Origin of the sequence: Microvirga ossetica (assembly GCF_002741015.1) — a bacterium.
Taxonomy (GTDB): domain Bacteria; phylum Pseudomonadota; class Alphaproteobacteria; order Rhizobiales; family Beijerinckiaceae; genus Microvirga; species Microvirga ossetica.
Window position 1 is genome coordinate 366895 of the sequence record NZ_CP016618.1, and the last position, 13323, is coordinate 380217.

At 62.9% G+C, this 13323-nt stretch carries 11 protein-coding genes and 2 pseudogenes; 4 read left to right on the forward strand and 9 right to left on the reverse strand.

Annotation, left to right across the window (positions count from 1 at the left end; all coding sequences use genetic code 11):
- Positions 1-38: 38 nt before the first annotated feature.
- Positions 39-1096 (reverse strand): IS630 family transposase gene (locus BB934_RS36205; RefSeq protein ID WP_099514595.1). Its coding sequence is split into 2 segments (ribosomal slippage): positions 39-560 and positions 563-1096, totalling 1056 coding nucleotides; the frame shifts between segments, so codons are not numbered across the junction.
- A gap of 937 nt (positions 1097-2033) precedes the next feature.
- Between BB934_RS36205 and BB934_RS36215 the strand changes: the two genes are divergently transcribed.
- Together BB934_RS36215 and BB934_RS36220 are read left to right on the forward strand one after the other, a co-directional pair.
- On the forward strand, positions 2034-2435 hold the full coding sequence (locus tag BB934_RS36215) for a hypothetical protein (protein ID WP_099514596.1): 402 nt from the start codon (positions 2034-2036) through the stop codon (positions 2433-2435).
- Positions 2395-2751: pseudogene (locus tag BB934_RS36220) on the forward strand (transposase); the annotation flags it as partial. The gene BB934_RS36215 and the pseudogene BB934_RS36220, both read left to right, overlap by 41 nt.
- Before the next feature lie 121 nt (positions 2752-2872).
- Here the strand turns inward: BB934_RS36220 and BB934_RS36225 are convergent.
- The 3 genes from BB934_RS36225 to BB934_RS36235 form a co-directional block, all read right to left on the reverse strand.
- Positions 2873-3223 (reverse strand): hypothetical protein, encoded by a 351-nt coding sequence (locus tag BB934_RS36225; protein WP_099514597.1) that lies wholly within the window; start codon positions 3221-3223, stop codon positions 2873-2875.
- 429 nt (positions 3224-3652) lie between these two features.
- Positions 3653-4627, reverse strand: a complete 975-nt coding sequence (locus BB934_RS36230; protein WP_157934536.1) for a YihY/virulence factor BrkB family protein — start codon at positions 4625-4627, stop codon at positions 3653-3655.
- A 58-nt stretch (positions 4628-4685) separates the two neighbouring features.
- Positions 4686-5753: a PhnA-like protein gene (locus BB934_RS36235; RefSeq protein WP_418294801.1), complete on the reverse strand. Its 1068-nt coding sequence runs from the start codon at positions 5751-5753 to the stop codon at positions 4686-4688.
- A 228-nt stretch (positions 5754-5981) separates the two neighbouring features.
- Between BB934_RS36235 and BB934_RS36240 the strand changes: the two genes are divergently transcribed.
- Positions 5982-6404 carry a YsnF/AvaK domain-containing protein gene (locus BB934_RS36240; protein WP_237050547.1) on the forward strand — a complete coding sequence of 141 codons (423 nt, stop codon included), beginning with the start codon at positions 5982-5984 and terminating at the stop codon, positions 6402-6404.
- 74 nt (positions 6405-6478) lie between these two features.
- Here BB934_RS36240 and BB934_RS36245 read toward each other — a convergent pair whose 3' ends face one another.
- From BB934_RS36245 to BB934_RS47855, 4 genes and pseudogenes are all read right to left on the reverse strand, one after another.
- Positions 6479-7333, reverse strand: coding sequence for a YsnF/AvaK domain-containing protein (locus BB934_RS36245; RefSeq protein ID WP_099514600.1), 855 nt, complete (start codon positions 7331-7333; stop codon positions 6479-6481).
- Between the two features lie 482 nt (positions 7334-7815).
- Complete coding sequence (locus BB934_RS36250; protein ID WP_157934537.1) at positions 7816-8439, reverse strand: DUF4142 domain-containing protein; 624 nt, start codon at positions 8437-8439, stop codon at positions 7816-7818.
- Between the two features lie 753 nt (positions 8440-9192).
- Positions 9193-9677 (reverse strand): annotated as a pseudogene (locus BB934_RS36260) (sigma factor-like helix-turn-helix DNA-binding protein).
- A complete protein-coding gene (locus BB934_RS47855; protein WP_157934538.1) occupies positions 9674-9811 on the reverse strand; it encodes a NepR family anti-sigma factor in 138 nt (45 codons plus the stop codon). The pseudogene BB934_RS36260 and the gene BB934_RS47855 overlap by 4 nt, the downstream one beginning before the upstream one ends.
- A gap of 1572 nt (positions 9812-11383) precedes the next feature.
- On the opposite strand from BB934_RS47855, the gene BB934_RS36270 reads away from it, so the two are divergent.
- Entirely contained in the window at positions 11384-12352 is a 969-nt protein-coding gene (locus tag BB934_RS36270) for an IS5 family transposase (protein WP_099514603.1), read from the forward strand.
- 54 nt (positions 12353-12406) lie between these two features.
- Here BB934_RS36270 and BB934_RS36275 read toward each other — a convergent pair whose 3' ends face one another.
- Positions 12407-13009, reverse strand: coding sequence for a TAXI family TRAP transporter solute-binding subunit (locus tag BB934_RS36275; protein WP_237050620.1), 603 nt, complete (start codon positions 13007-13009; stop codon positions 12407-12409).
- Positions 13010-13323: the final 314 nt, after the last annotated feature.

Below are 13323 nucleotides of genomic sequence, written 5' to 3' on the forward strand. Positions count from 1 at the left end.
ACATTCAAATGCGGGATGATACCAAGTCCTGCTGATCATCATTGGTGCGCCCACTCGCGCAAGCCGATCGACATGATGGTCCAGGGCTGATCCGTGAGCTTGGTCCAGGCCGCACAGCAGTGGTCGAGAATGTCGGTGTAGGACGTGAACACCCGGTTCGAGATCCAGTTCTCTCTCATAAACTGCCAGATGTTCTCCACCGGGTTCAACTCGGGTGCCTTGGCGGGCAGCGGCACCAGAGTGATGTTGGGCGGCACCTTCAGCTTGCGCGAGACGTGCCATCCAGCTTGGTCGAGCAGCAGCACTGCATGCGCGCTAGGCGCCACCGCCTGCGAGATCTCGGCCAGATGCAGCGTCATGGCCTCGGTCGTACAACGTGGCAGCACCAGACCCGCTCCTTTGCCTTGCGCCGGGCAGATCGCTCCGAAGATGTAAGCAGACGCAGTCCGCAGATCGCGGGGTGCTGAGGGCCGGGTGCCGCGCCTGGCCCAGCGCCGGGTGATCTTGTTCTTCTGGCCGATGCGCGCCTCATCAGCAAACCAGATCTCTAGCGGCTTGCCATCGGCCTCGTCTGTCGCGATTTCCTCCAGACGCGTGGGGAAGTCTTTTTAAAAACAGCCACGGCCGCTTCGCTCTTTTCACGATGGCGCGGCCGGGCTGAGAGCTTGCGGAAGTTCAGAGCCCGCAGTTCACGGCTGAGCGTCTGCTTGGAGATCCGGATCCGGTACTCCTCCCAGAGCCACTGCATCAGGTCGGCTAGGCGCCAGCGGACCACCCCGTGCACCGCCGGGATCGGGCCGCGCTCGATCATCTCACTCAGGCGCTGCCGATGCTCGTCTTTGAGAATGGAGGGCTGGCCTGGCGCCTTGCCATCCAAAAGACCATCGGGCCCATGGGCATTGAAGTGCAGCACCCAATCACGCACGGTCTGTAGGCTAACCCCGCCGATCTCGGCCGCTTGGGTGCGCGAGCCGCCCTCGTAGATCACCGCCAGGGTCAGCAAGCGGCGGGTCTGCGGCGCATCCTTGCTCTGACGGGCCAGTTGGCGCAGGCGACCGGCACTATAATCAGGCCGGAGGGCGACGGGAACGGACATGGCAAACCTCCTCGCTTGCCATGTTGAATCACATCTCAAGGGCTTTGAGGCTGCGACGAGTCGCTCTCACCAGGACGTGGTATGAGTTCAACTCACTGATAACTTTAGGCATGTCAGCTGTGGATGCGCGCGAACGGGTAGACGCCACGTTGGGCGCTGAACTTAGGAGGATGGCCCCCATCTAAACGCTAGCCGAGACCTCTTTCTGGCACTCGGAAAGCCGATCAAACCGTCCGTCTGGATGATAGGTGCAAGCACCCATGTGGTGTTGTTGATGACTGGAGAGCTTCGCGCTTGGTTCATCGTCCGACGCGCTCCGTAGACCATCGCCTCGTCCAGCCTGATCGTATCCGCAAGTCGATCGGTGTCGAGAACACATTTGCAGCCGACCTTGGAAGCTTTTAGGAAATGCAGGCGGCGCTCCAGCCGATCATCGACAAAGTCTGGCGGTATTGCGAACAGACGGGCGTGCGCGGGCGAAGGGTCACGCTCAAGGTGGACAGGATCGCAATATCCGCATCAGTGGACTAAGCAGACCTTTATTCGTCGCGCTCTACGTTACACTTTGACCCAAACCGGACCATCGTGAACACGTAAGCTCGTCATCGGCCGCACGGCACTTCCGATGCTGCGGATCGCGAGAAATCCGCATAAGGATCGGCAGGGCGGAACCTGGGTGGGTCTTTGACGGCGGCACCGAGACGGAGAGGAAGTGCCCGAGTGGAGGAACCGATGCGATCATCGGAAGCGGCCGTCGAGGCGGATGACGGGCGTACCACACTCTTACAGGCTTCCGTGGCAAGGGTTTCGATCCGCCGCCTGCGGCTCGCGTATACTCGCTGTAACCGGTCGTGCCGTCATGTGACCCGTGAACAACAGATCCCGACTTTGCGTAGGGCGGGCGGCCCGCCGTCTATCGCCCCGAATGGAACTCTGCTTGACTTGCGGCGGGCGGGCTGAGGAGTTCGGACGGAGCACTCATGACGGAACGACGCTCGACCTGCGGGCTGTTGGGATTGTGGCTGGCGCTCGCCATGTCAGCGGGCTTCGGAAGCTCTCTCGCCTTCGCCCAGAAGGAGCACGAGGCAAGACGAGCGATCTCGCCAAGGCGGCGCAGAACCCCATTGCCGACATGATCAGCGTACCATTCCAGAACAACTTCAACTTCCATGTCGGCCCGCACGATCAGCTCCAGGACATCCTCAACATCCAGCCCGTCATCCCGATCACGCTGGACCGGGACTGGAACCTGATCACGCGCTGGATCACCCCGGTGATCTCGCAACCTCCTCTCACGGTGGCTGCGGGTGATGAACGAGTTCAGGACCCGTGGCGTTGAGGACGTGCTGATTGCCATCGTCGATGGCCTAAAAGGCTTTCCCGAGGCGATCACGGCGGTGTTCCCCGAGACCCAGGTTCAGACCTGCATCGTGCATCTGATCCGCGCGTCGCTGGCCTTCGTGTCCTACAAGGATCACAAAGCCGTGGCGGCAGCCTTGAAAGAGATCTACCGGGCCAAGGGTGCCGAAGCCTGCCAGGCGGCCCTGGAGGCGTTTGCGACCTCTGTCTGGGGCCGCAAGTACGAGGCGATCGCAGCTTCCTGGCGGCGCAACTGGACGGCAGTGATCCCGTTCTTTGCCTTTCCCGACGAGGTGGGCGTGGAGTCCCCGTGCGAACTCCAGCGAGACAGCGGATAGCACCTCAGCAGATCATGCGGGTGGCGGGCTGTCGGTCGAACATCCGGCTTGAAGGCAACAATCGCCGAGGAGGGAGGCCTCAGGGGCAGAAGTAGCCCCGCGCATTGTCCGAAATGCAGCGCGCCCCGTTCGGGAGAGTGATTCCGCCTGCTCCGTCGGGTGGAATATAGGCCCCGGTGGAGATCGTGAACCCGCCATTGGGATCGGCCGGCACCGTTGAGCCGTCCGGCAGAGTGAACCTGCCATCGCTGTAGGTGATGTGCCGGGTGTATCCTGGCGGAAGGGCCACCGGGATGGCGGCCGGGGGCACGGGAGGTGCTGCCTGTGTCGATCCGAGATTGGCTGGCGGAACGGGCTGGGATGGCGGCTCGCTTGACGAAACGCAGCCTGACAGGACAAGGCCCATCAGCAGGATTGCCGGCACTCGCATCGAATTCCTCCGCTCCGTCAGGGCTGGCCTCCGCGCCAAAGATAGCGGAGTGGATCGCGATCTGAAGCGGAAAATCAATCCACTATCGTTGACGGTGATGACTGTCGCCGGTCCACGGGCGTTGCCATCTCAGCCAGAGCAGACGTTCCCGAAAGGTAGAGGACCAGCAGGGATTGACCGATGCTGTTCTCTAATGGGTGTGAAACGGCACCGAAGCTTTGACCCCTCCCAAGGGAAGCGCAACGCCGGGATTTAGCGACACAAAATGGGAATCCGTGGGGTCACGATCGGCGCCGATGATGACTCCGCCGATACTACGAATTTGTTAGCAACGTCATGTGCGTAACGGCAGCCGGCTCAAGGGTCTGTATTCGATGCCGATTTACGGTCGAGCCGCATCCGTGCCATCGAGATCCTCTGCAAGGTTGGTCACGAAGCCATTTCCGAGGCCTGTACCTTGGTGTCGGCCACGGCGGCGCCGCGCAATCCGATGCTCCGGTCCGAGCCCGTGGTGGTGTCGCGCGAAGTCTGCCGTTCCAGCTCCGCATTCAGCTCGGCGCCGAGGAGCACCGCAAAGGCGGTCAGATAGGACCAGGTCAGCAGCATCATGATGGTCCCAAGCAGTCCCAAGGTCTGGTTGTACGAGGGAAAGTGCGCGACGTAGAACGAGAATCCGGTCGAGCTGACCAGCCACAGGGCCGTTGCAGCTGCCGCTCCTGGACTGACCCAGCGCCACTTGGCAGCGCGTCGGCACGGGGCAAAGCGGTAGAGCATCGCAAGGGCTGCGACGCACAGCATGGCCAGTGCCGGCCATCGGGCAATCGAGAGGATTGATTGCAGGGGCGCACCGAGCGGTAGCCGGCCCAGGATGATGGGGAGCAGGGCGACAAGCGTGAATGCCAGCAGCATGAACAACCCGGCGGCGACCGTGACGACCAAGGCATCCCGTGCCCGGTGCAGGAAGCTGCGGGTTTCCTCCTCGCGATAGGCAACGTTCAGGGCCGCGATCAGACCCGAAGCTCCCGACCAGGCGCCCCACAGCGCGGCAAGAAAGCCGCCGCCGAGCCCAGTCCCAAGCTGAGTTCGGGAGGTGCGGGCAATCGCCTGCATCTGATCGGCGAGGAACGTGGTGGCGATCCCGGGCACGAGACCGCCAAGCATCTCGATGGGGCGATGCACCGCCTCCGGGTCGACCAGAAGGCCGAACAGGGCAACCGGAACGGAGATGCCCGGAATGGCCGCGAAGATGGCGCAGAAGGCCACGCCCGCCGACCTGAGCCACATGCCATCCTGGCGCAGGGACCCAACCAGTCTGGTGATGATGTCGAACCAGCCCCGGCTGGAGATGTCGCCTGGGTGATCCGCATCGCAGGTGGCATCCTCCCGCGGCCTCGATGCTGGCATCGAACGATTCCTCTCCAGCATCTGCGGGACCTGCGAATATCAGCCTCCGGCTGTGATGTCAGGTCGAGCGCGTGCTGCCGGTTGTCTTCGATGTCGTGGCTCGGGGCGTGCGTTCCGTCTCGACGACGGTGCTCGTGGTGCCGCTGGGGACCACCGGCTCTGTCGCGGCGGAGCGGCTCAAGCCCAGCCGGGCCGTGATCGTCGGCTCGACTGTGCCCATACGCCCGCCGAACCACGCAGCCACAGCGCCGAGGATCAGGCCGAGAGCAGCCAGCAGGGCACCCGTCGAGACGGCGCTCGCGGCGGCATCGGCCGCCTCCGTGGCCTGCTGCCGGGCCTGGTCGACGGACTGACGGTACTGCTGCTCGTACTGCTGCACCTGGGTGCGGGCTTGGTCGACCGGGATGTTCTGGGCCCGAGCCAGAGCATCCGCCGCACGATTGCGAGCGTCTGCGGCCTGCTGCTCGTTGCCAGTCACGGCAGCACGAACGGCGGCCACCGCCGCATCGCGCAAGGCCGCGGGATCGTTGCCGCCGGTGGCGCCCCGGATCTGCTGCTCGATCCCGGAGAACGGGTTTGCGCCTCCGGCCAGGTTGGGAGCCGCCACCTGGGCGGCGGTCTGCGCGGTCGAGCCGACCGCCTGGGTGACGTTGCCCAAGGCGCTCGTCACCGTGCGATAGGCGCCGCCCACAAGGCCGCCCACCGTGGTGGTGAGCAGATAGAAGATCACCAGCGTGGCCAGCGCCCAGGCGGTGAGGCCATGCCAGCTTGCGGTGGACTCCTTCGGCTTGCCGGCCAGCCGACCTGCGGCGTAGCCGCCGGCGAGCGAAGCCAGCACCCCGGCGAGCACGAACCAGATGCCGGCTCCGATGGAGAAGCTGGAGGCGGATGGGTTCTCGCCTGCGCCGGCGGCAGGATCCAGGGTGGCGGCCCCGATGCCGATGCCAAGCAGGTTGAGGATGAGCTGGGTGACGAGCATGACCACGACGCCGGCGAGCACCGCCCCCCAGGTGATCTTGTTGAGCATGATGGTGCGGGCGTCCTCAGCCGGGGTGACCGGGCTCATGTGCGGGGCATCAGTGTCGCCGCGATTGCGCGGGGTGTCGGGATGATGGGTGTCGGTCATGGTGAGACCTCCTGTTCGCGGGCCAACCCCCCGGTGTGGAAATGGTTCAGCGCAGACCAACGAATTGCCTTGCGGGTGAAGGATTTGTCGCGCTTGCCGCCAAGATTGCGCGGAGTTCAGGCGCAAGGAACCCCCTGGGGCGAACGCCCGTTGGTCCTCGCTTACCAGAGAGCAGCCATGGGCGACCCAACTCACCCTTCGAGCGTACCGCCACACGATGCTGAGCCTGTGCCGAGTCTGGACGATGCGCCGATAAGCGGCGCCGGCACCAGGGCCGAGGAGGTCGTTCCGCTCGCCGAGGAGATCGCGACCATCGCGAAGCGGCAGGTCGTGACCGTGCGCGTGCAGACGCTCACCGACACCGTCGAGGAGCTCGCTCATGCGGAGGTGCAGCGCGAGAGCGTCGAGGTCACCCGCGTGCCCATCGACAAGGTGGTCGAGACCGCACCCGCGATCAGAACCGACGGCGATGTGACGATCCTACCGATCGTCGAGGAAGTGCTCGTCGTCGAGAAGCGCCTGGTGCTCAAGGAGGAGCTGCACATCCGGCGCCGCATCGCCACCGAATCTGTCGAGGTGCCGGTCACCTTGCGCAAGCAGCGTGCCATCGTGGAGCGTGAGGCTCCGGATGATCCTGTCCCTGACAGGTAGGGCGGGCAGTTCCTTGCGAGGTTCGCTGAGGGTGTCGAAGCCCAGCGTCGTGCCGGGCTTCGACGGAAGCGAAATCAGCGCTTGCCGTCTGCCGAGTCTGTGGTGCCGGTGCCGCGGATATTCCGGTCGTCCTCGACATCGACTTCGGTCTTGCGCACGGTGTCGGACACGGTCTCGGTACGCTGCTCTACGTCCTTGCGCACCACTACTTCCTCGACCACACGCGCCTCCTTGGACACCACCGCCTCCTCGCCGCGCTCCTCCACCTCGATGGTGCGCTCTTGGAAGGGATCAGCGCCGAGGGTACCGGCCTGTGCCGTGCCGGACACCGGGCGGCGCTCCACCTCGACATGCTCTTGGCGCAGGTTGACCTGCTCGCTCACCGGCCGCTCGACCACGCGGGACTGGATGCGCACGCGGCCGTGTCCGACCTCGCGCTTGCCGACATGCAGCTCCTCCTCGGCGATCGGGATGACCTCGTCGCGTCCACTCGCGCCCGCCTTGTCGGTCCGGATTGAAGCGGGCGAATCCGTCAGGCTGCCGGCCAGTCCGGCCGCCGCAGCGCCGAGCCTTCCGGTCGTGCCGCCGGAGGTCGAGGCATCGTAGCCCTGCCATCCCTCCGAGCGCCACGAGGTTTCCTGCTCGTCCAGGTCGAGAATTCCGTCATCGTCCAGGATGTCGATAACCTGATCAATCTCGTCATCGTCGCACTCGACCGCGACCAGAGACCCACCGCGGCGCACCCCCTCCGCATAGGCATAGGCATCAGTGCGCGGCACGCCGTCATTTTCCAGATCGTCGATGAGGTTGTCGGAAGGCGTCGAGTAGAAGCTGATATCTCCGCGCGAAATGCCCGCCTGTTCCAGGCGGCTGACGATCTCGCCGGCTTTCTGTTGATCTTGGTAGAGGCACGTGACGGTCTTGGACATGAGGTTGGCTCCTGAAAGGTTTTCGTGATCGAACCGGCTTGTGACGCGTGGTGGAGCCGGTGATCCTCACTGGCAAATGCCATCCCGAGTGTCGGTGATGGATCGTCAGTGGAGGGACACAGCCATACAGGTACGTGCCATATCCGGTGAACCTACCAATGTGCCGTCCGGATTCCGGTTCCATGAACCCGTACGGATCATGCCGGACCTGCGGTGCCGACCGCGCGATGCGGGGCTCGTTGGAGGCAGCGATTCAGGCTCCTGCCAAATCGCTCTGACACACCCAAGAGCCGAGAGTGACGTTCAAATCAATTCAAGTCTAAGCCTCGATACACTCTATTTGCAGGCATTAGATCCATGTTTCAGGAATAGAGCGGGCCAATGCCGTGCTCAGGGTCATGTCAGGCCTTGTAGGAATCGCCCTTGTAATGCTTCGGCACACGCGGCGAGATACACCTTGCTCGCCGCGCGTGCCAAAAGGCTCACTTCATCTTGGTTTGGATCTCTTCCAACAAGGCGATATGCTCGGTGATCACCCCGCGGGCCATTTTCGCGACGTTCACGTGTTCGCGGTTCTGCGGATTGCTTTGCAGATACTGCGTCTGCACCTGCAGCAGGGCGCTGTGCCCTTCCATCTGGCCTTGCAGGTACTGACGGTCGAAGGCCTCGCCGGGTTGCGTGTTCTGAAGCCTCTGGATCATCTCCCTGCTTTGGGCATCCATCTGCATGGCTGGGGCGCTTGTCCCTGACGCAGCGCCCGTGGCCGCTGTCGCGGCAGGCTCCATCATGGAATGAAGGACCTCGGACAGTGTGGTCTGCTCCTGCACCTCGAAGGTAGCAAACCGCTTCAGGTCGGCATTCTGCGCCTTCTGCTGCGCGATCCGGCTGGTCTCGAGAGCCACCAGGCCCAGCTGCATCGTCTGCTGCAGATGCTGCATGTCAGCCTGTGTCATCTGCTGCCCGCCCATGCGGCTTGCCCCAGAGGCTCCCCCGGTTGAACCGGCGGCGGCACCTGGTTGTCTGGTGCTGGGGGATCCGCTGGTCTGCGCCAGCGCCGGGGTGGTGATTGCGGCGGCCAAGCCTGCCAGGACGATGCGGCGATCCATGGTCTGTCTCCTTCTGTGGTTACGGCACCCAACAAAGGCAACGAGCCTGTGTACGGCCGGATACCAACTCTGCAGAGCCGATTTTGTTATGATCGGCACCATCGTTTTGTCATCGCTCGGGTGTGAGGGTCAGAGATGATTGGCCACGATCCTGAGCACCAAGCTGAAACCTCACACGTCACTTCGCGTTTAGACAATGCTGACTGGTGTCAGCAATCTCCGGAGGAGCCGATGATCTCCCGTTCATTGCAAACTTTGGCGATTGCGGCTGCACTGATGTTCGCTGCGGTACCTGTAGCTGTCGCTCAGTCCGGAGGCGGAGGTGGCGGCGGCTCCGGTGGGGGATCCAGTGGCGGTGCAAGCGGCTCTGGCATGAGTGGTGGCGGAGCCACGAGCAGTGGTGCGCCAAGCGCGGGAACCGGCGGACCAACCAGCACCCCGTCCAGCACAGCAACCGGTGGCGCAGGCTCACCCCAGCAGCCAACCGGCGGGATGAACCCGAACAGTGCCGTGGGCGGAGCGCTGACGCCCCCCATCATACCGCCGGGCACGACCGGCTCTGGTGGCAATCCGGTCAGCTCCAGTTCTGGTGTTCCCCGGCAAAGCCCAGGGGCTGCCGGTTCCACTGGGAACCAGACTGGTCTTGGCAATATCGGACCGGAAACCGAGAAGGAGCAGCGCGCTCAGGAGCAGAGTGACAAGGCGACCAAGAGCATTTGCGACCGGTGCTGACCTGTGGTGCGATCGCCGGAATTACTTCGCTGGCACAGCGGCCTTCATGACCCGGTCTGCTCCGATGTTCTCTGGATCGACAATTCCAAGTAACTCGGAAAGTCCGCTGCGGGCGCGGTTGACCCGGCTTTTGATTGTGCCGATCGCCACGCCGCAGATCTGCGCCGCCTCCTCATAGCTGATCCCGCCCGCGACCAGCAGCACGGCCTCACGCTGTTCAACGGGGATCTGCAGGAGGGCTGTCCCAAGATCCTTCAGGTTTATGTACGCGTCTTGAGTTGGAGCAGCCGCGAGCTTTGCGGCGTGCTGTCCGTCAGGATCTTCTACCTCGCGCCGCCGCTTGCGGTACCCGGTGTGAAGGAGTCGAGGTGGCTCAACCCCCGCACGATGGCCTCCTGGACCAGATCGTCGGCCCGATCCAAGTCACCTGTCAACGATATCGCAAACGCGCGCAGGTGTGGGATAGCTTCGAGGATGTCTGCCTTCACATCAATCGATCCAGTCATGAGCTCTCGTCCGACCATGACTTGTCCAATTGCTTGAGCAGGGCGAGGAGGTGATCGGGGACTGGCTCGTCTTTGAGGTCGTCGTACATGACCCGCAGCCGCTCGCCGATTTCGTCCTGAATTGCCCGGCTCATCGTTTTACCACCGTGGCCGTTCCCAGTTGGCCCATCGTTGTGGGAGGAGGACACTGCGCGTCTTCTTTCGTGAGCGGCTCCCCAGTGGAACGCCCACAACATAAATTTTCCATGAACTGGGAAGTTGCCATCAGCGGGGGGCAATCCCGGCTCGTCTGGTAGGAGGGAAACTCTGATGTTCGTTGTCAAAGGCTTTGAACGCAACAATGCGCTCCCTGCAGCGATCGGGGCAGTCAACGATAGAGCGATGGCGCAGGGCCGGCGGCAGAGCTGCAAGACGACGGTTGAGCAAACTCTGATGCGCGGGTTGGTGACCGCATTTCCGTGTGTTCGCCCGGGACTGCCTCGATCTGTCAGCGGGCGTCGATGATGGCTCATCGGCCACACAATTTATCCGAGGGTTCCCCACCGAGGCTCTGCCGCCGGTGCTGCTTCTAGGAACGAGACTGTGCCGCCTTCGTTGACCTGCACATTCAGTCACTGATCCGAGGTGGTTTATGACCAAGCTAAGGCGTCTGTCGATTGTGATGGCAGGATGCATTCTCGCCAGTGCTTTTGCTGGAGGAGTGTCCGCTCAGCCCCGGATGGACCGGGATTGGGATCAAGGCCGGGACTGGCAGGACGGGGGGCCTGACCGCGAACGAGACTGGCGCGACAGAGATCGGGATCGAGACTGGGATCGTGGCCGCCGCTGGCGTGACCGTGACTGCTACTACGAAACCCGCCGCGAAAGAAACCGCTTCGGCGACGTGATTGTCCGGCGCTACCGCGTTTGTGAGGACTGACAAACGATGATCGGTGGTAGCACGTCGACCACCGATCTTGCTTCATCACTGCGGTGTGAGAGGTGGGGTTGTGCGAGGCTGTGACTGCACCCCATCGAACATCCGCAAGGCCGCGTCGATGCAGGCTTGCGTGGACTCCTCACTGCCACAGACGACACGAAGCTGTGTGTCGCCACTCCGCAGGGAGAAACGGCTGTCACGTCCTGAATGATCATCATCGTCGTCATCGTCGCGCATAGCCCGTCCGCGACGTTCATCCCTGTTGTCGTCTCGACCTCTGTCTCGGTCCCATCCGCCACGGCTATCATGCCATTTCCCTCGCCGATCACCATTATCATCGTCCCTCGATATGCTCTGGCTCCACGCTGAGGTGCCGATGAGAGCCAGTCCGGCTGCCAATATGAGGGCTTTTCGCATGTGAGCCTCCGTTAGAGTGATGCCGCAATTTCGGGCCAACATTCCCCGGGGTGTCTAGGATCATGGATAAGGGCGCTCGGGTGAACCAAGAGACAAAGCGGAGGTTCCAACAGGACCGCGTCCGCGAGCTTGCAGCGGCCGCGTCTCACCTACAATGGAGGACTGGCCGTGGTTTGGCCCTGAACCCGGGTTCAAGGCTGTCACGGGCTCGAGCGTCGGACCCAAAAGTTGTCCCACTTCCAGGGTCACCTCCAATGCTCCATCTCTTGGCTGGTGCATTGTTGGGTCGCGTTGTTGCATGGATGAGCGAGTTGGTAACCGGGTCTGGATAGCGTAGAGGCCTATTTGGCTTCCGAGCAAAGATCCCGTCATGCCCTTCAAGGCCAATGCCGCTCGCCGTCACCGCATTCCCAAGCAGCGGTACCGGGTGACGAACTGGGCACAGTACGACGCCAGCCTGCGTCAGCGGGGAAGTCTGACGGTCTGGTTCACCGAGGAAGCAATCGCAACTTGGCGGGCCGAGCCGCGCACAACCCGGGGCGGTCAAGCTCACTATTCGGCTTTGGCGATCAGAACGGCGTTGACGTTGCGGGCGGTGTTCCGATTGGCCCTGCGTCAGACCGAGGGCTTGATCGGCTCGATCCTTCAACTTCTGGGTCTGGATCTGGCGGTGCCGGATCACTCGACCCCGAGCCGTCGCGCCGAAACCCTCGAGGTGCCAAAGCCCTGTCCAAACTCGCGAGGGCCCGTTCACCTGCTGGTCGACAGCACAGGCCTGCGTTTGTGCGGACCTGGCGAGTGGCTGATCGAGAGGCACGGCACCCAGAGGCGCCGGTCCTGGCGCAAACTGCACATCGGCGTCGACGCCGAGACTGGACAAATCCTCGCATCAGCGCTGACGCCCCATGCTATCGAAGATGGTACGCAGGTCGAGCCGTTGCTCGACCATATCCCCGGCCCACTTGCCTCCTTCGTTGGCGACGGAGCCTATGACCAGTCCGGCATCTATAGCACTGTCACCGAGCACCATCCTGCTGCCGAAGTCATCGTTCCACCCCGATCAACGGCAGTGCTGAGCGACGATGCGGAGACCACTCCGACCCAGCGCGATCGGCATCTCCAAAACATCGCGGAGCATGGCCGTATGGGCTGGCAGAAGAGATCCGGATACACGCGTCGGGCTCTGGTAGAGACCGCCATCAGCCGGCTTAAACGAGTGATCGGAGATGCGCTGCGCTCGCGAACAGATGGGCGTCGCGCGACCGAAGTCGCCATCGCCATTGCGGCCCTGAACCGCATGCTTGAGCTTGGACGCCCGAAGTCCGTCTGCATCACCTAAACTGAAGGCATGGGATGGGCGGAGTGCGTTCACAAACCGATCCGTGCAACACGGTCATTGGTAGCGGCCACTCTTCTCCGGCCAGTTATAGGCAATAAGGACCGTCCCTACGGCGATCGTCTCTATCCTCTCGCCGGCTGGGATGAGTCTTGGATAGTCCTCGTGATGCAGCGCGGCCGGCAGGTAGCGCGTTGTTTGGGCAGGGAACGGAATCTGAACAAGACGTAATCCGCTGTCGCGGGTGAGGTGCTCCACACTGGTTGCCGGCTTCGAGGCCAGGACGGCGGTTGCGGCGATCCGGCCCTGCCGCATCTCGTTGATGGCCTCATCCAGGCCCAGGTGGACCTCCGAAACTCCGAGGCCGAGCGTCCGGAAGAGATCGCGTGCGATGTCCTCAACACTGCCGCCATAATCTCCAAAATTGACAGGCTTGCCAGCAAGATCCGAGACCTGCCGGATGTCCTCCCGCGCGATCAGGTGAAGCTCTTCATTGAACAGCTTGGTGATGTAGACGAGCTTGCTCTTGAGATCTCCAAGTTCCTTGCTCTCCTGCAAACGCGTGAGCAGGTGTTCCTGTGTGATCGTCATGTCGACACCGGGCAGGGCGAGAACGTCCTGAATGTCGTGGATCCCGCCGCGGCCGACGATCGGGAGCACGCGCAATGCCAGTTCTCCCTTCGGGCCAGTCTCTTGCCCCCTGCGAGGACTCTCGCCATCTCATTGACCAGGGGAAGGGCGCCCCCTTCGGGGCTTCCTGCGACGATCCCGATTGTGTTCGGATCCCGCGCTGGTGCGGCCTGTTTGACGGGTGGTGTCGAGGGTGGAATTTGCGCCATGACCGGCGACGGGATCAGGTCTGTTAGCACCAGAAGCGCGACGGCCAGTCCGCCGGCCCAGAACGGGGATACACTACCAGGAACCATGCTGGCCTCCTGCGCGTGGCACCTAAACCGTTGGCGGACCAAACAGTA

Coding starts and splice junctions, on each gene's coding strand:
- BB934_RS36225 (WP_099514597.1), bottom strand. CDS start 3,223: ATGCGAGTGCCGGCAATCCTGCTGATGGGCCTTGTCCTGTCAGGCTGC.
- BB934_RS36230 (WP_157934536.1), bottom strand. CDS start 4,627: ATGCCAGCATCGAGGCCGCGGGAGGATGCCACCTGCGATGCGGATCAC.
- BB934_RS36235 (WP_418294801.1), bottom strand. CDS start 5,753: ATGACCGACACCCATCATCCCGACACCCCGCGCAATCGCGGCGACACT.
- BB934_RS36245 (WP_099514600.1), bottom strand. CDS start 7,333: ATGTCCAAGACCGTCACGTGCCTCTACCAAGATCAACAGAAAGCCGGC.
- BB934_RS36250 (WP_157934537.1), bottom strand. CDS start 8,439: ATGGATCGCCGCATCGTCCTGGCAGGCTTGGCCGCCGCAATCACCACC.
- BB934_RS47855 (WP_157934538.1), bottom strand. CDS start 9,811: ATGAGCCGGGCAATTCAGGACGAAATCGGCGAGCGGCTGCGGGTCATG.
- BB934_RS36270 (WP_099514603.1), top strand. CDS start 11,384: ATGCCCTTCAAGGCCAATGCCGCTCGCCGTCACCGCATTCCCAAGCAG.